Source organism: Nitrobacter sp. Nb-311A (assembly GCF_000152905.1).
Lineage (GTDB): Bacteria > Pseudomonadota > Alphaproteobacteria > Rhizobiales > Xanthobacteraceae > Nitrobacter.
Genome location: NZ_CH672416.1, coordinates 251,342 through 274,120, shown reverse-complemented (window position 1 = coordinate 274,120; position 22,779 = coordinate 251,342). Strand labels below are relative to the sequence as shown.

Annotated in this window: 21 protein-coding genes and 1 tRNA gene; 15 read left to right on the top strand and 7 right to left on the bottom strand. The window is 61.2% G+C overall.

Features of this window, described 5'->3' with window-relative positions; all coding sequences use genetic code 11:
- Nucleotides 1-247: 247 nt before the first annotated feature.
- Nucleotides 248-1,459, top strand: a complete 1,212-nt coding sequence (locus NB311A_RS10335) for an aspartate aminotransferase family protein (RefSeq protein WP_009798482.1) — start codon at nt 248-250, stop codon at nt 1,457-1,459.
- Nucleotides 1,456-2,382: an ornithine carbamoyltransferase gene (gene argF, locus NB311A_RS10330; protein WP_009798481.1), complete on the top strand. Its 927-nt coding sequence runs from the start codon at nt 1,456-1,458 to the stop codon at nt 2,380-2,382. The genes NB311A_RS10335 and argF overlap by 4 nt, the downstream gene beginning before the upstream one ends.
- Nucleotides 2,383-2,571: 189 nt before the next feature.
- On the opposite strand, the gene NB311A_RS10325 is transcribed toward argF, so the two are convergent.
- Together NB311A_RS10325 and NB311A_RS10320 are read right to left on the bottom strand one after the other, a co-directional pair.
- Nucleotides 2,572-3,843, bottom strand: a complete 1,272-nt coding sequence (locus NB311A_RS10325) for a hypothetical protein (protein WP_009798480.1) — start codon at nt 3,841-3,843, stop codon at nt 2,572-2,574.
- A gap of 247 nt (nt 3,844-4,090) precedes the next feature.
- Nucleotides 4,091-4,693 (bottom strand): DUF1134 domain-containing protein, encoded by a 603-nt coding sequence (locus NB311A_RS10320; protein WP_009798478.1) that lies wholly within the window; start codon nt 4,691-4,693, stop codon nt 4,091-4,093.
- A 112-nt stretch (nt 4,694-4,805) separates the two neighbouring features.
- On the opposite strand from NB311A_RS10320, the gene NB311A_RS10315 reads away from it, so the two are divergent.
- Complete coding sequence (locus tag NB311A_RS10315; protein WP_009798477.1) at nt 4,806-5,312, top strand: YHS domain-containing (seleno)protein; 507 nt, start codon at nt 4,806-4,808, stop codon at nt 5,310-5,312.
- Between the two features lie 17 nt (nt 5,313-5,329).
- On the opposite strand, the gene NB311A_RS10310 is transcribed toward NB311A_RS10315, so the two are convergent.
- Nucleotides 5,330-6,118: a 3'(2'),5'-bisphosphate nucleotidase CysQ gene (locus tag NB311A_RS10310; RefSeq protein ID WP_050752103.1), complete on the bottom strand. Its 789-nt coding sequence runs from the start codon at nt 6,116-6,118 to the stop codon at nt 5,330-5,332.
- A 189-nt stretch (nt 6,119-6,307) separates the two neighbouring features.
- Between NB311A_RS10310 and chpT the strand changes: the two genes are divergently transcribed.
- The 6 genes from chpT (at nt 6,308) to NB311A_RS10280 (ending at nt 12,815) form a co-directional block, all read left to right on the top strand.
- Entirely contained in the window at nt 6,308-6,955 is a 648-nt protein-coding gene (chpT, locus tag NB311A_RS10305) for a histidine phosphotransferase ChpT (protein WP_009798475.1), read from the top strand.
- A 209-nt stretch (nt 6,956-7,164) separates the two neighbouring features.
- On the top strand, nt 7,165-9,840 hold the full coding sequence (locus NB311A_RS10300) for a chemotaxis protein CheW (RefSeq protein ID WP_040674880.1): 2,676 nt from the start codon (nt 7,165-7,167) through the stop codon (nt 9,838-9,840).
- Between the two features lie 11 nt (nt 9,841-9,851).
- Entirely contained in the window at nt 9,852-10,322 is a 471-nt protein-coding gene (locus NB311A_RS10295) for a chemotaxis protein CheW (RefSeq protein ID WP_040674878.1), read from the top strand.
- 58 nt (nt 10,323-10,380) lie between these two features.
- The gene (locus NB311A_RS10290) at nt 10,381-10,746 is read left to right on the top strand and encodes a PleD family two-component system response regulator (RefSeq protein ID WP_009798472.1); all 366 of its coding nucleotides are present in this window, start codon (nt 10,381-10,383) and stop codon (nt 10,744-10,746) included.
- A 48-nt stretch (nt 10,747-10,794) separates the two neighbouring features.
- Complete coding sequence (locus NB311A_RS10285; protein ID WP_040674717.1) at nt 10,795-11,952, top strand: chemotaxis response regulator protein-glutamate methylesterase; 1,158 nt, start codon at nt 10,795-10,797, stop codon at nt 11,950-11,952.
- Complete coding sequence (locus NB311A_RS10280; RefSeq protein WP_009798470.1) at nt 11,949-12,815, top strand: protein-glutamate O-methyltransferase CheR; 867 nt, start codon at nt 11,949-11,951, stop codon at nt 12,813-12,815. Before NB311A_RS10285 ends, NB311A_RS10280 begins: the two co-directional genes overlap by 4 nt.
- Before the next feature lie 154 nt (nt 12,816-12,969).
- Here NB311A_RS10280 and ctrA read toward each other — a convergent pair whose 3' ends face one another.
- Nucleotides 12,970-13,671, bottom strand: a complete 702-nt coding sequence (gene ctrA, locus NB311A_RS10275) for a response regulator transcription factor CtrA (protein WP_009798468.1) — start codon at nt 13,669-13,671, stop codon at nt 12,970-12,972.
- A gap of 368 nt (nt 13,672-14,039) precedes the next feature.
- Here ctrA and fliI point away from each other — a divergent pair, with 368 nt between their 5' ends.
- On the top strand, nt 14,040-15,365 hold the full coding sequence (fliI, locus tag NB311A_RS10270) for a flagellar protein export ATPase FliI (protein ID WP_009798467.1): 1,326 nt from the start codon (nt 14,040-14,042) through the stop codon (nt 15,363-15,365).
- 107 nt (nt 15,366-15,472) lie between these two features.
- Nucleotides 15,473-15,898 (top strand): flagellar export protein FliJ, encoded by a 426-nt coding sequence (gene fliJ / locus NB311A_RS10265; RefSeq protein WP_009798466.1) that lies wholly within the window; start codon nt 15,473-15,475, stop codon nt 15,896-15,898.
- 310 nt (nt 15,899-16,208) lie between these two features.
- On the opposite strand, the gene NB311A_RS10260 is transcribed toward fliJ, so the two are convergent.
- Both NB311A_RS10260 and flhA read right to left on the bottom strand, forming a co-directional pair.
- Nucleotides 16,209-16,409 carry a hypothetical protein gene (locus NB311A_RS10260; protein WP_009798465.1) on the bottom strand — a complete coding sequence of 67 codons (201 nt, stop codon included), beginning with the start codon at nt 16,407-16,409 and terminating at the stop codon, nt 16,209-16,211.
- Nucleotides 16,410-16,733: 324 nt separating this feature from the next.
- Nucleotides 16,734-18,863 carry a flagellar biosynthesis protein FlhA gene (gene flhA, locus NB311A_RS10255; RefSeq protein ID WP_040674876.1) on the bottom strand — a complete coding sequence of 710 codons (2,130 nt, stop codon included), beginning with the start codon at nt 18,861-18,863 and terminating at the stop codon, nt 16,734-16,736.
- A gap of 322 nt (nt 18,864-19,185) precedes the next feature.
- Between flhA and NB311A_RS10250 the strand changes: the two genes are divergently transcribed.
- From NB311A_RS10250 to NB311A_RS10245, 3 genes are all read left to right on the top strand, one after another.
- A tRNA-Ile gene (locus NB311A_RS10250) sits at nt 19,186-19,261 on the top strand.
- A gap of 48 nt (nt 19,262-19,309) precedes the next feature.
- Nucleotides 19,310-19,456 (top strand): flagellar biosynthesis protein, encoded by a 147-nt coding sequence (locus tag NB311A_RS21965; RefSeq protein ID WP_009798463.1) that lies wholly within the window; start codon nt 19,310-19,312, stop codon nt 19,454-19,456.
- Nucleotides 19,457-20,076: 620 nt separating this feature from the next.
- The gene (locus NB311A_RS10245) at nt 20,077-20,472 is read left to right on the top strand and encodes a transposase (RefSeq protein WP_009798462.1); all 396 of its coding nucleotides are present in this window, start codon (nt 20,077-20,079) and stop codon (nt 20,470-20,472) included.
- A gap of 39 nt (nt 20,473-20,511) precedes the next feature.
- Here the strand turns inward: NB311A_RS10245 and NB311A_RS10240 are convergent, their stop codons facing one another.
- Nucleotides 20,512-21,171 (bottom strand): ParA family protein, encoded by a 660-nt coding sequence (locus NB311A_RS10240; RefSeq protein ID WP_040674714.1) that lies wholly within the window; start codon nt 21,169-21,171, stop codon nt 20,512-20,514.
- 465 nt (nt 21,172-21,636) lie between these two features.
- Here NB311A_RS10240 and NB311A_RS10235 point away from each other — a divergent pair, with 465 nt between their 5' ends.
- Nucleotides 21,637-22,737 (top strand): calcium-binding protein, encoded by a 1,101-nt coding sequence (locus NB311A_RS10235; protein WP_009798460.1) that lies wholly within the window; start codon nt 21,637-21,639, stop codon nt 22,735-22,737.
- The last annotated feature ends 42 nt before the right edge of the window (nt 22,738-22,779 follow it).

The following is a 22,779-nucleotide window of genomic DNA, read 5'->3' as shown; positions in this document are numbered from 1 at the left end:
ACGCGCAAGAGTCGGGCCTTGCGGCGTCCACACCTTCTGCAAGAAAATGCGAGAAAGGGCGCATTCTGCGACTTTCCCGCATCACCGGGGCGCAAGTGGAATATTGACAGTGATCGCCGCCCACCTAGAATAGCTGTCGCGTGCCGCCTCGAAAGGCGGCACATTTCGTTTCCGGGGCTGACAGTTCATCGATCGCGTCACAGCGCAGTCGGGCCGATCCGCTCCCACCATCAATCGGCAAACCGTCATGACTACAGCCGCGGCGTCTCATCTGTTGCCCGTTTTCGCAAGGGCCGATCTCTCATTCGAGAGCGGCGAGGGAGCCTGGCTGCTCGGCTCCGACGGCGGACGCTATCTCGATTTCACCAGCGGTGTTGCGGTGAATGCGCTGGGCCATTGCCACCCGCATCTCATCGCCGCGCTTCAGGCGCAGGCGGCAAAGCTCTGGCACGTCTCGAACCTTTTCAAGTCGCCGGACGGCGAGCGTCTGGCGGCGCGGCTCTGTGACCAGAGCTTTGCCGATTTCGTTTTCTTCGCCAATTCCGGCGCCGAGGCGGTGGAGTGCGCCATCAAGGTCGTGCGGCGTTATCATGCCCATCGGGGTCATCCGGAACGCTATCGGATCATCACCTTTGAAGGCGCCTTCCATGGCCGCACGCTGGCGATGCTGGCCGCGACCGGCTCGAAAAAATATCTCGAAGGATACGGGCCGCCGGCGGACGGCTTTGATCAAGTGCCACTCGACGATATGGAAGCCGTGAAGAAGGCGATCGGTCCTGAGACCGCCGGCATCCTGATCGAGCCGTTGCAAGGCGAAGGCGGCGTGCGGGAGCCGCCTCATGCGTTCTTCCGGGCTCTGCGTCAGCTTTGCGACGAGCGTGGACTGCTGCTGGTGTTTGACGAGGTGCAGACCGGCATGGGCCGCACCGGCGATCTGTTTGCCTACAAGCGCATCGGTGTCGCGCCGGATGTGATGTCATTGGCGAAGGCGCTCGGCGGTGGTTTTCCGATCGGCGCCTGCCTTGCGACCGCGGAAGCCGCGTCGGGCATGACTCCCGGTTCGCACGGGTCGACCTTCGGCGGCAATCCGCTGGCGGTTGCGGTGGCCCATGCCGTGCTCGATGTGATGCTTGAGCCTGGCTTTTTCGAGCGGACCCGGAAGATGTCGCTGCTGCTGAAACAAAAGCTGGCCTCGGTGGTCGATCGATACCCCGATGTGCTCAGCGAGGTGCGAGGCGAGGGGCTTCTGATCGGCCTCAAGGCCGTGGTCCCATCGGGCGATCTGGTCGGGGCGCTTCGTGAGGAAAAGCTCTTGACCGTTGGCGCCGGCGAAAATGTCGTGCGTTTGCTGCCGCCGCTGATCATCGGCGACGCCGAGATCGACGAGTCGGTGCGGCGGCTGGAGCGGGCTTGCGTCAGGCTGTCCGGCGCATCCGCCAAGAAGGAAGCCGCGCAATGAGCAAGGCGCCGAGGCATTTTCTCGACCTGCTCGACATGGGAACCGGAGAATTGCGCGCGATCCTCGACGCCAGCGTCGCGATGAAGCAGCGGCGCAAGCAGGGCCTCATCGCCGACAAGCCGCTCGAAGGCAAGACGCTGGCGATGATCTTTGACAAGCCCTCGACACGCACCCGCGTGTCGTTCGACGTCGGTATGCGCCAGCTTGGCGGCGAGGCGATCATGCTGACGGGAGCCGAAATGCAGCTTGGGCGTGGCGAGACCATCGCGGATACCGCGAGGGTCCTGTCGCGCTTCGTCGATATCATCATGATCCGCATCCTCAGCCACGATGCACTGACGGAGCTGGCGACCCACGCCACCGTGCCCGTCATCAACGGACTGACGCGACGCTCGCATCCATGCCAGGTGATGGCCGACGTACTGACTTTCGAGGAGCATCGCGGGCCGATCAAGGGACGCACCGTGGCGTGGACCGGTGACGACAACAACGTGCTGGCCTCGTGGGCGCACGCGGCGGAGCGCTTCAGCTTCAATCTCAACATCGCGACCCCACGCGAGCTTGCGCCGAACAAGCTGCTGAAGGACTGGATCAGATCGAGCGGGGCATCGATCAGGGTTGGTACCGATCCCGAAGCGGCGGTGCGCGGCGCTGACTGCGTCGTCACCGACACCTGGGTGTCGATGGGCGACAAGGACGGCGAGCACCGTCACAATCTGCTCAGGCCCTATCAGGTCAATGCGGAGCTGATGCGGCTTGCCAAGCCTGAGGCGCTGTTCATGCATTGCCTGCCGGCGCACCGCGGCGAGGAGGTCACCGACGAGGTGATCGACGGACCGCAGTCGGTGGTGTTCGACGAGGCCGAAAACCGCCTGCACGCCCAGAAGGGTATTCTGGCCTGGTGTCTCGACGCGTGCGGGTAGCCGGCGCGGCGGCTCAAGACATGGGTGCCGGCCACGAGTGTGGCGGACGAGGATAGCGCGGAAAACCTGACTGGTTGATGCGTTGGCCGGAGCATGATCCCGAAAAAGGGGAAGCCGGTTTTCGGAGAAGATCATGCCCAAACAATAAAGATAAGCGACGGGTCTGGTTCAACGCAGTTGAAACGGACTCTAGCCCGGCCGACGCCCGCTGCGGGGGGGCCGAGATTGCAGCGCGCGAATGCGGTCGGCAAGCGTGCCGGCCGGGATCACGCCATTGCCCGCCGAGCCGTTGACGGCTTTCGCGGCCTTGGCGGGACCCTTAGCTGCTGCCGCCAGGATGGCTTCGATCGGTGAATCCGGTCCTTCGATGGTCATGGCCAGCTTCGCGACCTCGGCGGCAATGTCATTGATATGCTCACGCAGCAGCGCATTTTCCATCTGCTCGACCGTGCCGGATTCCGCCTGACGCTGGAGCACGTTGATGTCGCGCTGCAATTTGGCTCGCTCGTCATGGGCTGCGCGCAGCGCCCGTTCGGCCGCCAGCATTTCGTTGCGCAGCCCATCGATCAGCGGAGACTTGCCGCCGGTCAGCGATGAAATCTCGTCGCGCAACTCACTGTTGGCGCGTTCCGCGGCGGTTTTGGCGCGCCGCAACTCACTGTTCTTCGCATTGCGCTCGGCAAGCGCCGTGGTTTGCGCGGCGAGCTCGGCTTCGAGTTCTCTGACCCGCCCGCCGAGCCTTTCCACGTCCCTGGTCTTGTCGATGAGCTGGCCGTCAATCTTGACGATGCGCTGGCTCAAATTTTCAACGTGTTTGTGTGCCTCGTCACGCTGCCGGGCAGCGACTGTCGTTTCGTCGCGCTGTTGCTCGAGCAGTACATGCGTGGCGGCAAGCTCGCTTTCGACATCGTTGAGGCGGCTTTCCAATCGCTCGACCTGCGCGCGGACCACGAACAGTTCGGCTTGCCGGCCATCGGCAGTCAACGAGCGGTCCGACAACTCCTGGCGAAGCCGCCCGAGTTCGTTCTGCCGCTCGGCGAGGGTCTGCTCGACGCTCCGCAACACTTCGGCCTTGGCGGCAAGTTCCTGTTCGGCGGACTGCAAACGCTCCCCCGCCGATTTCCCGCGTCCCTCCAGACTGAAGATCCTCGCGTTCTTCTCGCCGAGCTCCACCTTCAGACGGTTGATGGCGTCGGCCTTCTTGCCGAGCTCCGCGGACTGGCTGGCGACCTTTCTTTTGAGTTGGTCGGCCCTCATTTCCAGCCGCCGCGCCGACATCGCAAACTCGGCGCGCAGCTGGTCTTTGTCGGCCTGGATTTCGACCATCGAAATCGGGGTAGTGGCTTCCATGCGTTTGATGGTGAGACGGACGGCGCGGTTATGCACAAGCGGCATGACCATCAGTCCGCACAGCATCGAAATCAGAAAACCGATCGCCAGATACATGATCGGCTCGACCATGGGCAACGCTCCACAACCCGGATAGGCCAGTACGGATCTGGTTACCATGCCACGGGCGGCTGGCAAAACGCCAGCATCACGCCTCGAATCCTTTCCCAGTTGAGCGGAATAGCCCTAAGAAAATGCTTTCGGTCATTGCCTGCGCCGACTCCGATGTAAGAACCGCATCCACTTTTGCCGACGACGCGTAGAAGCTTTCATCAATCGCGCTCATCCGCGTCGGGGGGGGGACAAACCTTACGGGAGGTCAGAACGGGTTCCAGGTCGCTTGTGGCGTATACTTCAAATAGCCGACATTGGCGCCAAGCCGGAGCCCGAGGCCAGAGCGGATCGGCACCAGCACGATGTTGTTTGCGGTCAGCGCTGTCATTCCGAAGCCGCCCACAATATAGGCGGAACCGTCGATGCCGACGAAACGCTGATAGATCGCGTTCGTGGCAGGCAGGTTGTAGACCAGCGTCATGGTGCGGGCGCCGTCGCCGCCCCAGTCGAAGCCGACGGATGGTCCCTGCCAATAGACTTTCAGGTCGCCGGCATTTTTTGTGTAGAGGGTGCCTTCGCCGTAGCGCAGGCCCGCCACGAAGGCCCCCGAGCCTTCCTCGCCCAGGATGTAGCCGTTCGGCAATCCCCATTGGCTCACCGCCCGCTCGATGACCGATGCGAGGCCGCGCGAAACGTTGCCGAAGAACCGGGTGCCGGATTTGAGGAGTTCATCCGAGGAATAGGTGCCAGGACCGTTCCGTTGCGCCGGCGGCGCCTGGTACGGCGCAGATTGCTGGGCTGAGGCCGGTACAATCCAGAACGTTATTGCAACGAGCGCGACCGCAGCAAGGCGCGAAATGAAAGTCATGAAAAGCACCCCAGAAGCAAAACTTGTCGCTGCGGCCTTAACCCGATGCTGAGATGCAGGTCCATAGGATGCGGCGATCGTCCCCTCGACTCGCAAGTTATCGGCACCAACTATGACGGCACGGCGGCAGGAAAGGAATGGCTTGCGACTCGGAATAGCCTTGATCGCCATGTTGGGATGCGGATTCGCGATCTCCGGCATCGATTTAGCGGCCAGGGCCGCCACCTCCGAACGGATCGTGGTCGATCGGTTCACGGGGCTTGCGATCGGCGGGTTTGATCCCGTGGCTTTTTTTACCGACGCGCGGCCGGTGCAGGGCGATCCCGACTACGAGGTGTCGCAGGGCGGCGCCATCTGGCGCTTCAGCAATCCCGACAATCGCGCTTTTTTCATCGCCGACCCCGATGTTTATAGTCCACGTTTCGGGGGCTACGATCCGGTGGACATCGCGCGGGGCGTGACTTGCGCCGGAACCGCGCGACTCTGGCTGATTTTCGGCCAACGGCTTTATCTATTCGCTCATGAGGACAGCCGAGCGGCGTTCGCAGCCAATCCGGCGCACTATCTGCCCGAGGCGACGCGCCGCTGGGCCGTGCTGAAGGAAACGCTCGCGCAGTAGCGCTGGCCCGGCTTCGCCTAACCTCGGGGCGCGGCAGAAGGGTCGCCCCAGGCGATAAATTCCGGGACCAGAAAGCCCTCACGGGTCTGGCCGAAACGCAGCGGCGCGCCCAACTCGTCCGTGACCTTGCCGCCGGCGGCGGTGACAAGAGCGTGACCCGCCGCAACGTCCCATTCGCCGGTCGGAGCGAGTCGCGGGTAGATGTCGGCGCCGCCTTCCGCGATCCGGCAGAACTTGACGGCGGAGCCGATCGGTTTGCGCACCGCGCCGGGCCGGCTCGCGATGAAGGCGTTCGAGCGGTGATCGGCATGGGAACGGCTGACGGCGGCGATCCATTGAGAACCGGAGGGAGGAAACGGTCGGGTCGCAATCGGTTCTGCGGCGCAGAATTTCCCGCCGTCAGGCGAGACCGCGACGCGCTGGGCGCCGCGCCCGACCAGACCTCGCCAGATCGATCCGAGCGCAGGCGCGCCGATGATGCCGAGCAGCGGCACCCCGTCTGTCACGATTGCGAGGTTCACCGTGTATTCGTCGCGACGCGCGATGAATTCCTTGGTGCCGTCCAGCGGATCAATCACGAACAAGCTTCCGGAATAAGGTGGTGTCGCGAGATGGACGCGCTCCTCGGACAGCATCGGAATATCAGGGTAAAGCTGCGCCAGTCCTTCGGCGATCACACGGTCGGAGGCGAGATCCGCTTCCGTGACGGGAGACCCGTCGATCTTGCCCTCGATCGTCATTTGGCCGCGATTGACCGAGAGAATGGCGGCGCTGGCTTTCGCGACCAGTTCCGTGAGGACATCCATCAGCGCCGCGGCGGCGTGAGCATCGATCACCGGCACGTTCGAGGCATCCTTGCGTTGCACCCGAGGACGGAGCCGGCTGCCTCAAGGTGGCAGCACAGGCTCAGGCCGTGTATCAAGCCCTGAAGATCGTTTGATTCGCCGTGTCCGCATGCTGCGGAGTTGCCGAAACTGATCCCAGGAACAGGTTTTATGTCTGGCACAACGTCTCCCGGTCCCGCTCCCGACGCGCTCGAACTCGCGGCACTGCTCTGTTCGCGCGTCTGCCACGATCTCATTAGTCCTGTCGGCGCAATCGTCAACGGACTTGAGGTGCTGGACGACAACCCCAAGCCTGACGATCGTGAGTTTGCCCTCGATTTGATCCGCAAGAGCGCCAAAACCGCATCGGCGCGGTTGCAGTTTTGCCGTCTCGCGTTCGGGGCAGCGGGTTCGGTCGGCGCACAGATCGACCTGGGCGATGCGCAGAATATGGCGAGGGGCCATTTCGAGGACGGTAAGATCACGCTCGCCTGGAATCTGCCGCGTCTTCTGCTGCCGAAGAACAGGGTGAAGCTTTTGCTCAACTTGCTGGTGATTGCGCAGCAGACGATACCCCGAGGGGGCGTGCTGACGGTCGATCCGCTCGGCGAAGGTGAGGCCATGGGTTTTCGGATCACCGCCGCTGGGCAGAATGCCCGCGTGCCGCAGCCCATCGCCGATCGTCTGGCGACCGGCTCGTCCGGCGTCGTGGATGCTCACGCGGTGCAACCCTATTACACCCGTCTGCTGGCCGACGCCTGCGGCGTCAGCATCTCGCTTGCCATCGACGGTGACAAGGTCGTTGCGACCGCCAGTTGAGCTTCTGCCTCTCCGACTAGGTTAACAAATGGTTTCCAGATTGAACGCGATGGTCGAAACCAGAGCGAGCGATCGTCTTTGTCATTTTGCCCTCTCGTTGGGCGCGTTCTTTTTGACGTGCTCAACCAATGTTAACGCTTTGCGTTGAAACTGGTCCGGCCGCGAAAGGCGCGACGACGTCGCCCCGGCGTTTCGAAGGCCAGAAGGCTATGGATGATCTTCTTTGTGAATTCCTGACCGAGACCAACGAGAGTTTGGACACGGTTGACAATCAGCTTGTCCGATTTGAGCAGGACCCGAACAACGCGAAGATATTGGATAACATCTTCCGGCTGGTCCATACCATCAAGGGCACGTGTGGTTTTCTGGGCCTTCCGAGGCTAGAGGCGCTCGCTCATGCGGCGGAGACGCTGATGGGCAAGTTTCGTGACGGCATGCCGGTGACCGGCGAGGCCGTGACGCTTATCCTCTCCACCATCGACCGCATCAAGGATATCCTGGGCCAGCTCGAGGCGACCGGGTCGGAGCCGGAGGGAGCCGATGCCGATCTGATCGATGCATTGCATCATATGGCCGAGGACGGTCCGTCCAGTTCCGGTCCCGAGCTTTCCGAGGTGATGCCGGCAGATGAAACGGCGGGGACACTGACTTATCAGGTTCTTGAACGGCCCTTGCGTCCCGGCGAGGTGTCGCTTGATGATCTCGAGCGCGCGTTCCGCGAGACGGAGGTCGAGTCGACCGCGCCTGCCACGCCGTCCGCGCCCGAAGTGTCCGCGGCGCCGGTTGCTTCGAAGCCCGTCGCAAAGGCCGCTCCGAAGAAAGTGGAGGACGCTCCGGAAGGCGATCGGGTCGCCAACCAGTCGATTCGCGTCAACGTGGATACGCTTGAGCATCTGATGACGATGGTGTCCGAGCTTGTGCTGACGCGCAACCAGCTGCTCGAGATCAGCCGCCGCCACGAAGACAACGAATTCAAGGTGCCGCTGCAACGGCTGTCCAATGTCACCGCGGAGCTGCAGGAAGGGGTGATGAAGACGCGGATGCAGCCCATCGGCAACGCCTGGCAGAAGCTGCCGCGCATCGTGCGCGACCTCTCAAGCGAACTCGGCAAGCAGATCGAACTCGAGATGCATGGCGCCGACACCGAACTCGACCGTCAGGTTCTTGATCTCATCAAGGATCCGCTGACTCACATGGTGCGGAATTCCGCCGACCACGGCCTGGAAACACCGGCCGAGCGCGTCAAGGCGGGAAAGCCGGAGCAGGGTGCGATCCGTCTTTCGGCGTATCACGAGGGCGGCCATATCATCATCTGCATCGCCGACAACGGCCGCGGCCTCAATACCGAGCGCATCAAGGCCAAGGCGATTCAAAACGGCCTGGCGACCGAGGCCGAAATCGAGAAGATGACCGAGGCGCAGATCCACAAGTTCATCTTCGCGCCTGGATTCTCCACCGCCGCGGCTGTGACCAGCGTCTCCGGACGCGGCGTCGGCATGGACGTGGTGCGGACCAATATCGATCAGATCGGCGGCACCATCGACATCAAGTCGGTGGCTGGCGAGGGTTCGAGCGTCACCATCAAGATTCCCCTGACCCTGGCGATCGTGTCGGCGCTGATCGTGGAGGCCGCGGGCGACCGCTTTGCGATACCGCAGCTCTCGGTGGTCGAGCTGGTGCGCGCGCGCGCCAATTCGGAGCACCGCATCGAGCGGATCAGGGACACGCCGGTCTTGCGGCTGCGCAATAAGCTCCTGCCGTTGATGCATTTGAAGAAGCTTCTGAGGATCGATGATGGTACGGCCAGCGATCCCGAGAACGGTTTCATCGTGGTCACGCAGGTCGGCAATCAGACCTTCGGCATCGTCGTGGACGGCGTATTCCATACGGAGGAAATCGTGGTCAAGCCGATGTCGACCATGCTGCGGCATATCGGCATGTTCTCGGGCAATACCATCCTGGGCGACGGGGCTGTGATCATGATCGTCGACCCGAACGGGATCGCGCATGCGTTGGGCGCATCGGTTCTGACTCAGCAAGAGATGGCCGATGAGAACGCGGCGCGCGCCAGCGCCGCCGAGCGGACGTCACTGCTGGTGTTCCGCGCCGGATCGGATCAGCCCAAAGCCGTGCCGCTCGCGCTCGTCACGCGACTGGAGGAGATCGCAGTCGACAAGATCGAGATCTCCGACGGCCGCTATATGGTGCAGTACCGCGATCAGCTCATGCCGCTGATGCAGATGAATGGCGTTACGGTTGGAAAAGACGGGTCGCAACCGGTCCTGGTGTTCGCTGACGACGACCGGGCAGCGGGACTGGTGGTCGATGAGATCATCGACATTGTCGAGGAGCGTCTGAACATCGAGGTGGCGAGCAGCCAGCCGGGCATCCTCGGCTCCGCTGTCATCAAGGGCCGGGCGACGGACGTGATCGATATCGGTCATTTCTTGCCGATGGCCTTCGCCGACTGGTTCAAGCGCAAGGAGATGCGTGCGGCAGCCAGCGCGCGGTCGGTGCTGCTGGTGGACGACAGCGCCTTCTTCCGCAACATGCTCGCGCCGGTTCTCAAGGCCGCAGGTTATCAGGTCCGGCTCGCGACCAACGCGCGGGAAGGTCTTGTCGCGCTGCGGTCGGGTCAGGAATTCGACGCGATCCTCACCGATATCGAAATGCCGGACATGAACGGCTTCGAATTTGCGGAGACGGTACGCTCCGATAACCGCTTGAGCGGCACTCCGATCATCGCGCTGTCGTCGATGATTTCTCCGGCCGCGATCGAACGGGGGCGTCAGGCCGGCTTCCACGACTACGTCGCCAAGTTCGACCGGCCCGGCCTGATTGCTGCACTGAAGGAGCAGACCGCCGAAATTAGCCGGGCGGCTTGAAGGATCAGATCATGACCACGGTTAATCACGCAAACGAAAGCGCACTCACCGAATACGTCACCGCGACGATCGGCGGTCAGTTGTTCGGGCTGCCGATCTCACGAGTGCAGGACGTGTTCAAGCCGGAACGCCTGACCCGCGTGCCGCTGGCCTCGAACGATATCGCGGGCGTCCTCAATCTGCGGGGCCGTATCGTCACTGCGATCGATATGCGCGCCCGGCTCAAACTTCCCAAGGGAGAAGACAATCGTCCGCCTATGGCTGTCGGCGTCGAGCTGCGTGGTGAGTCCTACGGACTTTTGATCGACGCGATCGGCGAGGTCATGAAGCTGCCGGATGAAGGCCGGGAGGTCAATCCGGCTAATCTCGATGTGCGGATGGCGGAGCTGTCGGCGGGTGTGCATCGGCTGGATGGGCAGTTGATGGTTGTTCTCGATGTCGATCGTGTTTTGGAGATTGCACCGGACAAGCTTGCAGCTTGATCCACGCGGGCAGGTTCCGGCCGCGGGGAGAAGCGCTAAAAAAGACACGGAGACAAAAATGAAAACGTGCCTGATCGTTGACGATTCGAGTGTCATTCGCAAGGTCGCAAGACGTATCCTCGAGGGCTTCAGTTTCCACATCGTCGAAGCGGAGGATGGCGAAAAGGCGCTGGAGGTCTGCAGGCGTGAACTGCCTGACGCCGTGCTTCTGGACTGGAATATGCCGGTCATGGATGGGTACGAATTTCTTCGTAACCTGCGCCGGATGCCTGGCGGCGATCAGCCGAAGGTGGTGTTCTGCACCACGGAGAACGACGTGGCGCACATCGCCCGCGCACTCCACGCGGGCGCCAACGAGTACATCATGAAACCGTTCGACAAGGACATCGTGACGGCGAAATTTCAGGAAATCGGCCTCATCTGAATCTCGTTGCGATCCGGCCGGATACTTTAGTCGTTGCGTGGGGTGGGCATGAGTACTGCTGTGGCAAGTCATGTGGCTCTGGATTCGAAAAGGCAGGAGCCGCTGCGGGTCATGGTGGTCGATGACTCCGTCGTGATCCGCGGACTGATTTCCCGCTGGATCGATGCCGAGCCCGACATGGTGGTCGCGGCCTCGCTGCGCAACGGGCTCGACGCCGTCAATCAGGTGGAGCGCGCCAATCCCGATGTCGTGATCCTCGATATCGAAATGCCCGAACTCGACGGCATTTCCGCGCTGCCGCAATTGCTGGCCAAGAAGCGAAACCTCATTGTCATCATGGCTTCGACGCTGACCCGCCGCAACGCGGAGATCAGCTTCAAGGCGCTGTCGCTCGGCGCCGCCGATTACATTCCGAAGCCCGAGAGCACGCGCGAGATCGCGGCGGCTGAAATCTTCAAGCATGACCTGATGCAGAAGATCCGGCATCTCGCCGCAAAACGCCGCCGTCCGGCGACTGTCGCCTCCCCGCCGCTGGTCCACCGCGAACAGGAACCGCGTTTTGCCCAAGCCGCTCCTGCGACGAGCCGCCTGCCGCCAACGCTGCGTCCCTTCAGCGCCCATGCCCCGCGAGCGCTGTTGATCGGCTCGTCCACGGGCGGGCCGCAGGCTCTGATGGCGCTGGTGGCGGGAATTGGGCCGGTGATCGACCGCTGTCCGGTGCTGATCACCCAACACATGCCTCCGACGTTCACCACCATTCTCGCCGAGCATCTGTCGCGCGCCGCAGGGCGGCCGGCGCATGAGGGAGTGGATCAGGAGACCGTGAAGCAGGGTCATATCTATCTCGCACCCGGCGGCCGCCACATGAGGGTGACGAAAAAAGGAGCGGACGCGGTCATCGTTCTGGATGACGGCCCGGCGGTGAATTTCTGCAAACCGGCCGTCGATCCTCTATTCACGTCGGCGATCGATGTCTGGCAGGGGGGAGCTCTGGCGGTGATCCTGACCGGAATGGGATCCGATGGAATGCGCGGCGGCACGCAGATCGTCGCCGCGGGGGGGAATGTCATCGCGCAGGACGAAGCGAGCAGCGTGGTGTGGGGAATGCCGGGCGCCGCCGCCCAGGCCGGAATCTGCGCGGCCATTTTGCCGCTTCAACAAATCGCTCCGAAGCTGGTTCGGCTATTTGCGGGAGACCGTCTGTGACACCGGTTGATTTTGAGTACTTGCGCAAGTTGCTGAAGGAACGGTCCGGCCTCGACCTTGCCACCGACAAGCAATATCTGGTCGAAAGTCGGCTGACTCCGCTCGCTCGCAAGGCCGGCCTCGCAGGTATCGGCGGCCTCGTGCAGAAAATGAAGAACGGCGCCGCGGCGCTGACGGTTGACGTCGTCGAGGCGATGACCACCAACGAAACCTTCTTCTTTCGCGACAAGACCCCGTTCGACCATCTGCGGGAGACCGTGATTCCGGCGCTGCTCCAGGCTCGCGCGGCTCGTCGGAGCCTGCGGATCTGGTGCGCCGCCGGCTCGACCGGGCAGGAGCCGTATTCGATCGCGATGTGCCTGAGGGAGTGCGGCTCGACGCTTACGGGCTGGCGCACCGAGATCATCGCCACCGATCTGTCGAACGAGGTGCTCGAAAAATCGCGCGCCGGTCTCTACAGTCAGTTCGAAGTGCAGCGCGGACTGCCCATTCAGTTGCTCATCAAGTACTTCAAACAGGTTGGCGAACTCTGGCAGATCAACCCCGACATTCGCGCGATGATTCAGCACCGCCAGCTCAACCTGTTGCAGGATTTTTCCCATCTTGGGACCTTCGACATGATCTTCTGCCGCAACGTGCTGATCTATTTCGATCAGGAAACCAAAATCGGCGTTTTCACACGGCTTGCCAAGCAGATGGAAGCTGATGGCTTCCTTGCGCTCGGCGCTGCTGAAACTGTCGTCGGGCTGACCGATGCGTTCAAGCCTCACCCTGACAAGCGTGGCCTCTATCAGCCCAATCGTGTTCGCGCGCCGTCGTTGGTGCCCGGCATGCCGTCAACCAAAGCGGCAGTCCGCGCGTAGGCGCCACCGCCGACCGCGAGCGTACCCATCACCAACAACACGACGCGTCCGGAACGTTTCACCGGGGGCGAGCTACATCCAGACGTGTAGGCCTCACAAACAAAGACCCCGCCATTCACGGCGGGGTCAGTCTGGGAGGAATGGTGTTCCGGTGTCAGGCCGGGATGCGAACCTCGTCGTCGTGCGGTTCGCGCAGCACGTAGCCGCGACCCCAGACGGTCTCGATGAAGTTGCGGCCTTCGGAGGCGTTGGCGAGCTTCTTGCGCAGCTTGCAGATGAAGACGTCGATGATCTTCAGCTCGGGCTCGTCCATGCCGCCGTAGAGATGGTTGAGGAACATTTCCTTGGTCAGCGTGGTGCCCTTGCGCAGGCTGAGCAACTCCAGCATCTGGTATTCTTTGCCCGTAAGATGGACCCGCTGGCCGCCGACTTCCACCGTCTTGGTGTCGAGATTGACCACGAGATCGCCGGTCTGGATCACCGACTGGGCATGACCCTTGGAGCGGCGCACGATCGCATGAATGCGGGCGACCAACTCGTCCTTGTGAAAGGGTTTTGTCATATAGTCGTCGGCGCCGACGCCGAGACCCTTGACCTTGTCTTCGATCCCGGCCAGGCCGGAAAGGATCAGAATGGGTGTTTTGATCTTGGAGACGCGAAGCTGCTTGAGCACGTCGTAACCCGACATGTCGGGCAGGTTGAGGTCCAAAAGGATAATATCGTAATCATAGAGTTTGCCGAGATCGACGCCCTCTTCGCCGAGATCCGTCGTATAGACGTTGAAACTCTCGGACTTGAGCATCAGCTCGATCGACTGCGCGACGGCGCTGTCATCCTCAATCAGCAAAACGCGCATGCCAGTCCCCTAATCGTCGCCGCGCCGGGCGTCAGGCCGGCCGCAATACTTGCGGCACTGGAAACGCCTTTAAGCAACTGATTCGAACCCTGACCGCTTATGGTTAACAAAAACTGATTCTGATCTGCAAGTGTCTTCGGTGCAATTTTCATCGAATCGCCCTAAGGTGTTGCATAGAAGCAGCTTTCCTCATCCGCTCGCGCTCAGGCTCCACGTTAAAAGTCAGGCCTAACCGACTCTCGCGACTCGCCTTCGTCCTGAAGACAGGCGCGCTCAGTCACCAAAGACAGTGACGCAATGATTAACGATGCGGGTAAACACGAGGTTAAAGGACTTCCGCTAATGCGCGGAAACCTAAGGATTTCACGATGAAGGGTTTGGCCGAGCGGATTGGCGAGATCGAGCGCGTCAATATTTATGGCCGCGTGGTGGGGGTGCGCGGGCTGATGGTCGAGATAGCCGGCCCCATCCACGCGATGTCGGTGGGAGCCCGTATCGTAATCGAGACCGGCGTCGGTCCGGCCATCCCGGCGGAGGTTGTTGGTTTCAACGGCGATAATGCCGTTGTCATGCCGTTTGCCGGCCTCGACGGGGTGCGACGCGGCTGCCGTGCCTTGATCGCCAACGCCTCCGGCCAGGTGCGGCCGGCAGCCTCATGGCTCGGACGTGTTCTCAACGCCATGGGGGAGCCGATTGACGGCAAGGGACCGCTTCCGCAGGGCCCGGCGCCGGTGCCGTACCGCAACTCGCCGCCTCCGGCGCATTCGCGCAAACGGGTCGGCGAACCGCTCGATCTCGGCGTCCGCGCCCTGAACACATTCCTGACCTGCTGCCGCGGCCAGCGGCTCGGTATTTTCGCTGGCTCCGGCGTCGGCAAATCGGTGCTGCTGTCGATGTTGGCACGCAACGCGGATGCCGACATTTCGGTGATCGGGCTGGTCGGCGAACGAGGACGCGAAGTTCAGGAGTTTTTGCAGGACGACCTCGGCGAAGAGGGGCTCGCACGATCGGTTGTCGTGGTCGCGACCTCTGATGAGCCCGCCTTGATGCGGCGGCAGGCTGCCTATCTGACCCTGGCGGTCGCGGAATATTTCCGCGACGAGGGCCAGGACGTGATGTGCATGATGGATTCGGTGACGCGCTTTGCGATGGCGCAGCGCGAGATCGGGCTGTCGACCGGTGAGCCGCCGACCACGAAGGGCTACACACCGACAGTATTCACCGAATTGCCGAGGCTGCTGGAGCGCGCCGGACCCGGATCCGGCGAGGGGACAATCACCGGCATCTTCACGGTGCTGGTGGATGGTGACGATCACAACGAGCCGGTGGCCGATGCGGTGCGCGGCATTCTCGACGGGCACATCGTGATGGAGCGCGTCATTGCGGAGCGGGGCCGCTATCCCGCGATCAACATTTTGAAGTCGGTGTCCCGCACCATGCCGAAATCGGCCGATCCGGCCTTCCTGCCGGTTATTACCCGCGCGCGACAGATGATGGCGACCTATTCCGACATGGAGGAACTGATCCGGCTCGGCGCCTACAGGGCCGGCTCCAACGCGGAGGTGGACGAGGCGATCAGGTTGAATCCGGTTTTGGAGGATTTTCTGCGCCAGGCGAAGGATGAAGTGACCGGCATCGAGGAGGGTTATCGAAGGTTGCAGCAAATCGTTAAGACCTTGGAAACGGAAAGCTAACTTTGTCGGGCCATCATCGGCTTCTCAAATGAGAAGCAGGGCGGGATCCAAGGGAGGTGCCGCCGTTGTCCCGCGTGTAGATTGGGACTTCTGGGGAGTACGAGTCGATGAAGTCACGTGAAACGCTTATCCGCCTGAAGAAATTCCAGGTCGAGGAGAAGCGTAGGAGGGTGGCTCAGATCGAGAGTATGATTGCTGACTTCCAGCGCATGTCGGTCGATCTGGAGCGTGAAATCGAAATCGAGCAGGAACGTGCGGGGATCGATGATCCCGCGCATTTCGCATATCCAACCTATGCCAAGGCCGCGATCCAGCGCCGGGAAAACCTGACCCGCTCCGCGGACGAACTGCGCGTCCAGCTCGAAGATGCCAAAATGGGCCTGGCGGAAGCTTTTGAGGAACTCAAGAAGGTCGAATTGCTCGATGAGCGCGATCAGGCTCGCGAACGTGCAGAAGAGAACGCCCGCGAACAGGCCGATCTCGACAGTATCGGTTTAATGCGCTCCCGCATGGGCGTCGCCACCATCGCGTGAACGCGATGTCGACCATGTTCCATTGGGCGCCACGCCACCGGGTTGCTGAACTCTGCTGGGCTGCAAACACGCCGCTTGACCATCCGCAAGGGTACACAAGGGGGTGAATCGCCGGGACGGGAGCGGTTCATCGGGGGAAGTTCGGGCCGGGGCGCCGGATTCCAGGAGAGGTGTTTATAAAAAAGAAAACGCCCGTGGGGGGCGGGCGTTTTCCATCGTAGTCCACTTGGGGTTAGTGGGTCCTCTACGTACTCACGCGGCGACTTCGGGGGGCAAATGTAAAGAAGCCTCGTGAATTCTTCAAACTCCTTCAGCGGACGACCATCGCGCCCGAACTCGTAACCGCCATCGGCTTGCCTGCCTTGATGACGCGCGCCGTCTGCGTATAGCCATCCTCACCATTCATGCGCGCTGAAATTGCGAAACCCGCCACTGCAATACCTGCAACAAGAGCTACAACCACGATCTTCAGATGGGTCGTCCGATCTGCACTGTAAATCGAATGGTTCATTGGAAGCCCTCCTGCCCGTAACTTCCCTTTCGAAGATTGGTCTCCGTTGCCCACGCACAGGTTCATGACCTCGCGCCCTGAAAACGTAGGAAGTGGTCCTAATGTTCCGAAGAGGCGATCACAAAGTGGTGAAAATGTGTGAACGGATCGCGATCATCAATTCCGCCTGGGACCGGTAAATCTGATAATTATAAGCTATATCAATATCTTAATGTTAAATCGCGCTTTTGGCGTCTCCCGGCGGGGTAGGACGCGGAACGGACACAAACCATTTGTCTGATGCCAAAATGCCGCATTAGGCGCAGCGTGATTCGGGCAGCATTATCAAATGCTGCCGACCGTCTTGAGCCGGGCCCGGGGATGGATTTCGGCCTGTGACAGAACAGGGGTCTGGGCGCGGAAGCGCTCGACCAGCGAGCGGACGAACGGCCGGATCGCGGCCGAGGTTACCAGCACCGGCGCTTCGCCTTCCCGGGCGGCTTGTTCGAAGCGATCGCGCACCGCGGCCATGAACTCCGATAATTTTGACGGCTGCATCGCGAGGCTGCGCTCTTCGCCCTGGCCGATGATGGATTCGGCGAAGGCCTGCTCCCATTTGGCCGACAGTGCGACAAGTGGCAGGTAGCCGTTGACCGAGGTGTTCTGGGCGCAGATCTGGCGGGCCAGGCGGACGCGCACATGCTCGACCACCGTCGCGGGATTGCGCGAAAAGGCCAGCGCGTCGGCGATGCCTTCGAGGATAGTGGATACATCGCGGACGGAAACGCGCTCGGCGAGGAGGAGTTGCAGCACACGCTGAATTCCGGAGATCGAGATCTGGCTGGGAACAATATCCTTGATCAGTTCGCCCTGTTCTTTCGGTAGATCCCTCAGAAGCTTTTGCAACTCGCCGTAGGAAAGCAGATCCGACATATTGGTCTTGAGCAGTTCGGTAAGGTGGGTCGAAACCACGGTCGCAGCATCGACCACGGTATAGCCCTTCAGTGAGGCCTCCTCCTTGAGCGAGGCATCCACCCACGTTGCCGGCAGGCCGAAGGTCGGTTCGGTGGTGTGAATGCCGGGGATCCCTACCTGATCGCCGGAAGGATCCATCACCATGTACTGGTTCGGCCAGATACGGCCCGAGCCGGCGTCGACCTCCTTGATCTTGATGATGTAGGTGTTGGCCTCGATTTGCACGTTGTCCAGAATCCGTACCGCCGGCATCACGAATCCCATCTCGATCGCGAGCGAACGGCGGAGCGCCTTGATCTGCTCGGTGAGGCGATCCTGGCCGTCCGGCCCATTGACCAGCGGCAGCAGCGCATAGCCCAGTTCGATCTTCAGGTCGTCGATTCTGAGGGCCGCGGATATCGGCTCCTCCGCATCGGAGGCCGCTGTCCCGGCGGCCTCCGAGGCCGCGGCGGCCGCAGCTTCGGTAGCCGCCGCGCGTTGGCGTTTTCGCGAACTCCAGGCCAGCGCCGCCGCGCCGCCGCCGAGCGCGACGAACGGCAGCATCGGAATGCCGGGCAGCAGTCCGAGCACCAGCATGACCCCGGCCGACATACCAAGCGCCTGGGGATAGCCGGAAAGCTGCTTCATGAGCGCCTTGTCAGCCGCGCCTGTGACGGCGGCCTTCGAGACAAGAAGGCCGGCAGCGGTCGAGACGATCAGGGCGGGAATTTGCGTCACCAGCCCGTCACCGACGGTGAGAACCGTGTAGCTGTGCGCCGCATCGGCGAAACTCAGGTCCTGTTGTGCGATGCCGATGATCATCCCGCCGATGACATTGATGAAGACGACGAGCAAGCCGGCAACGGCATCTCCGCGCACGAACTTCGAGGCGCCGTCCATGGCGCCAAAGAATCCGCTTTCGTCCTCGAGCGCCTTGCGCCGTTCCTTGGCGGTCTTCTCGTCGATCAGTCCGGCGGAGAGGTCGGCGTCGATCGCCATCTGCTTGCCCGGCATGGAGTCGAGCTGGAAGCGCGCCGCGACCTCGGCGATGCGGCCCGAACCCTTGGTGATGACCACGAAATTCACAATCACGAGGATCGCGAACACGATGATGCCAATCACGAAGTTGCCGCCCATCACGAAGTTGCCGAAGGCTTCGATGACGTGGCCGGCGGCGGCCGAGCCCTCATGGCCATGCGACAGGATCAGCCGCGTCGAGGCGAGGTTGAGCGACAGCCGCAACATGGTCGAGATCAGGAGCACGGTCGGGAAGGCGGAGAATTCCAGCGGCGCCTGGATGAACAGCGCAGTCATCAGGATGAGGATCGATAGCGTGATCGAGATCGCCAGAAGGAGATCGAGAACGACCGCCGGAAGCGGCATGATGAGCACGACGAGGATCGTCAGGATGCCAAAGGCCAGCGCGAGATCGCCGCGCCGCAGCATGAGCACGATCTCACTAAAACTCGGAAGACCCGAGCGTGGCGCGGTTGCGCCCTGATCCGCCGTGATGTCCGTCATCTTCGCCGTCTCCACCACGCTCAAGCCCGTTCGCGCGCGCCGATCGTCTGCGCGGCGGCCGCGGCGTCCCCGGTTTCAAGAATGAGACGCGCCCTGGCGTTCACGAGGAACGATGCTGTTCTGGGCGGCTGCTGACCCGCGGCTTCCCTGGGCAAAATTTGCCCGGTGTATGGTTAGCAAAGGGTTAACTTGCCCTCGTCACGGCTGGTTCTGACATCGCGGGCGTGGCAGCCAAAAGTCCTGACCGCCGATTGCCGCGCGGCACATGACATTGTAAGGGGATGCCTGCGCCGACGGCGGTTGCGCATGCGACGTCCGGCCGGGGCCTGTAGCTCAATGGTTAGAGCCGACCGCTCATAACGGTCTGGTTGGGGGTTCGAGTCCCTCCGGGCCCACCAGCAAATCAGTGTACGATCCGGCGACATGGGTAACAGCTTGTACCACGCATGGCCGGCGAGGCCGTGGATCAGGTGCATTCGGCGACCGAGCGCGTCAGAGCGTGGTCCAGCGCGGCGGCGCGCGCCGGAGAAGCCGGTCGCGGATTCTCGGTCGTTGCATCGGAAGTCAAGGCAAAAGCCTATCACTCTCACTAAAGCGTTTTTCGAGCGAGGTGGATATCGGTTCGCCGCAAGGTTCAACTGATCGGATCATGCTTGGTGTCCACAACATCTTTAAGCGTAAAATGCAGCAGGGGGCCGGGTATATTTTTACCCTCAGCAATGGCTTCAGAATTAGGGGCTCGGGCTCGTCCGTTCGCGCGAGAAACCATTCCGATTCGGATTTGTCGAGGTGTGAGAGGCGGTTCCGCCGTGACGACGTCAGGTGCGATTGTCGTCTTACAGATTTGTCCTGCGGCCAGATCAGAACGCGGAGCGCGGAATTATGGATCCGTAGCGATCAAACACGCCGACCGTATCCCCCTTCGCCTCGAAGAAGTGATATGCGCGCTCGTGGTCCTCGTGGTATTTTAGGTATTTTATATGAATAGCAATGAAGCGATCTGATTGAGGCAGAGGTTGCGGTTTACGTTGCGCTGCAACTAACACGAAAGGCAAACTTGCGGAGCTTGAATGGTGATTGATACGGCAGCGCAGCTGCCATATATTATGTATTATCGTTGTGAAATTGTTCTCAATATGAGATTTACATTAGTTCTATTCTTTTGCTCGAGGCGCTTCGTTCCCAGTCATCGGAGCCGTATCCAGGTAGGAAGATGAAGAAGCATTCACGGGAGGAAATTCTTTCGAAACTTGCCCGGGCAGACGAGCTTGCGCGCGCCGGTAATTCGCAAGTCGACGTTTGCAAGGCGCTTGGTGTGAGTGTCATGACGCTCCACCGGTGGAGAAAATTGCCCTTGCCGAAGCCGGAAGCGCATGTTGTTCAGGATAATGCAGCAGAGAGTGTGGCGTCCGGCAGGCCTCCGGCGATGGATCAGATGCGTCATGTTCTGGAGGACCTTAAACTCGAGAACCAGCGGCTTCGAAAGATCGTCACGGACCTCTTGCTTGAGAAAATGAGGCTCGAGGAAGCCGCGGTTACCGCATCGTCTCGTCAGTCGGAAACACAAGGTGTGATCCAGGCTCTGCTTGGTCCCGCCAATTCCAGATAGCTGTCCTGGAGAGATGGTCTCTTTGAGAGGTGGATTCGCTTATTCCTCTTGATCGGTTTGTTCAATTGCGTCCGCGAGTTCTTGAATTTCCCGATCGGCAGTATCTCCCGGCACGTAGCTCGCCACCGACTGACCACTGGTGAAGCAACGAACAAAGGCGGCGCGGCTGGCAATCGGCGGCCCAACCGCTTCACCGAATGTGCTTAACTCATCAAGCAACTGCCTTCCCTCGAGCGTGCGGCGGTCGAGCCTGTTGGGCACCAAAATCACCTTGATTCGATCCCGGCGGCGTTCCCGTGCTGCGTCAATGATCGCAAGGGTTTGAAGCGTCGCGTCGAGGTCGAGACCGGATGGGGTGCACGGTACCAGAATCAGGTTGGCCACCGCGATAGAGGCTCCCATTTCCCGGGCGTTGGGAGCGGTGTCGATGATCACGACCCCGGCTTCAATGCTACGCACTTCCTGCGCCCAGGCGGAGACTGACATTTGTTCCAGGGCCATTTCATAGACGGGGAATTCGAGATTGCCGGGCTCCGCCCACTGGGATGCGGAACGTTGAGGGTCGCTATCGACAAGAGCAACGTCATGTCCGCGGCGCGCGAGCGCCGCGGCGACACAGACTGCGATCGTGGTTTTGCCGACACCGCCTTTGCGCTGAGTCACGGTGATAATTCTCCGTCTCAGTCCGGGAGAACTCATGCGGGCGCCACGATAACAAATTCTCACATTTTCTGGTAAAAGCATCCGCTGACGGTACCATTTCTTGACCGATAATCACAATCGGCAATGGGCCGGAGCTTGGCTCGTCGGCCTATGATCGTTATGCATGCCTCTTCGGCGTTTTCCGAACAAGACGCGCCGGATTCGAAGAGAACCGACCCAAATGCGCCTCGGAAGCGGTTTACGTACCCCCACGCCCCCCCGAAGATAATTATCAGCAACAGTGTATGTTAATGGAACGTGAGTTTGAACCTTGACTCCGGTCGCCTCTCCCCACTATAACACACATAACAAATGTCGCGACGCATCATAACATATGAGATGTGTTCGGACCAATCCGCGTTCAGGTTACAGCACATTCGAGCCGCAGATATTGGTATCGATTGACGTCGAACGGGTATCTGCTTTCGTCATTCTTCTTGAAGAATCCAGCCAGAGGACGCCATGGCCGTTTCCTACCTGACGAAGACCGAATTAGGCGACTTTCTTCATAATAACGGGAACATCGAGGCCGGCGTACGATCGGCATTGATCGATTCGCTCGAGCAAAGCGGCGTGTTCAACGAAGGCGACAACAGTGCGAGAGGGTGGCTGGAGTCCGGGCCGTTTGCCGGCGGGGCGGTTCCGCCGGTCATCCAGATTCTGGACGTATCCAACTCGACGACCGTCCAGACCAATCCGAACCTGAAGGCGATTGTTCTGGACGACCATAGCGCCAGCCTGGATGTCACCGGCGGTGATAACGATGTCTTTGTCGCCGCAGGCAGAGGTAATGACACGATCAACCTCCGCGATAGCGGCGACGATACAGTCTACGGTGGCGGCGGCAACGACGTCATCCGCGGCGGTCACGGCGACAGCTCATTGTTCGGCGGCGCCGGCAACGACAGCATTTATGGCGGCACAGGCAACGACACGCTTGACGGCGGCGCCGGCAATGATCTCCTGGTATCTGGTGCTTTCGCTTCCGGCGGTGGCGGTAACGCGCGCGTTGCCAGCGCTGACGACAGCGCTTTCGGGGATAGCGGTCGCGGCCGTGACCACGGCGGTCGCGGAGATGATCATCATGGTCGCGGTCGCGGAGACGACCACGGCGATGGTCGTGGAGGCGGACATGGCGGGGGCCATGGTCATGGAGGCGGACATGGCGGCGGTGGCGATGATGTTGAAGGACACAGCACGCTTATAGGCGGGGCCGGGAATGACACGCTGGTTGGCGTGCAGGGCGACGTCATGCAAGGCGGCGCGGGCAACGACTATTTCAGGCTGTCCGGTGGAAATGGCAATTCCACGCTGGAGGGCGGAGGTGGCAACGACACCTTCCGGATCGAGTCGCATAGCGGTAACGATACTATCTTCGGCGGCAACGGTAACGACTCGGCCGAATTCGCCGGTCGGTCGTTCTTCGATGTCGCCAAGATCGACGTCGATGCGAGCACGTCGACCTACACCCTGCACTTCAACGATGAGCAGACCGTTGCGGTCAACGGAGTTGAGGAACTGCACTTCAGCGACCAGATCGTCACGCTGCCGAAGCTATCATAGTCCAGACGGAAAGATAGGATTGTTAAAGCCCCGCTTCGGCGG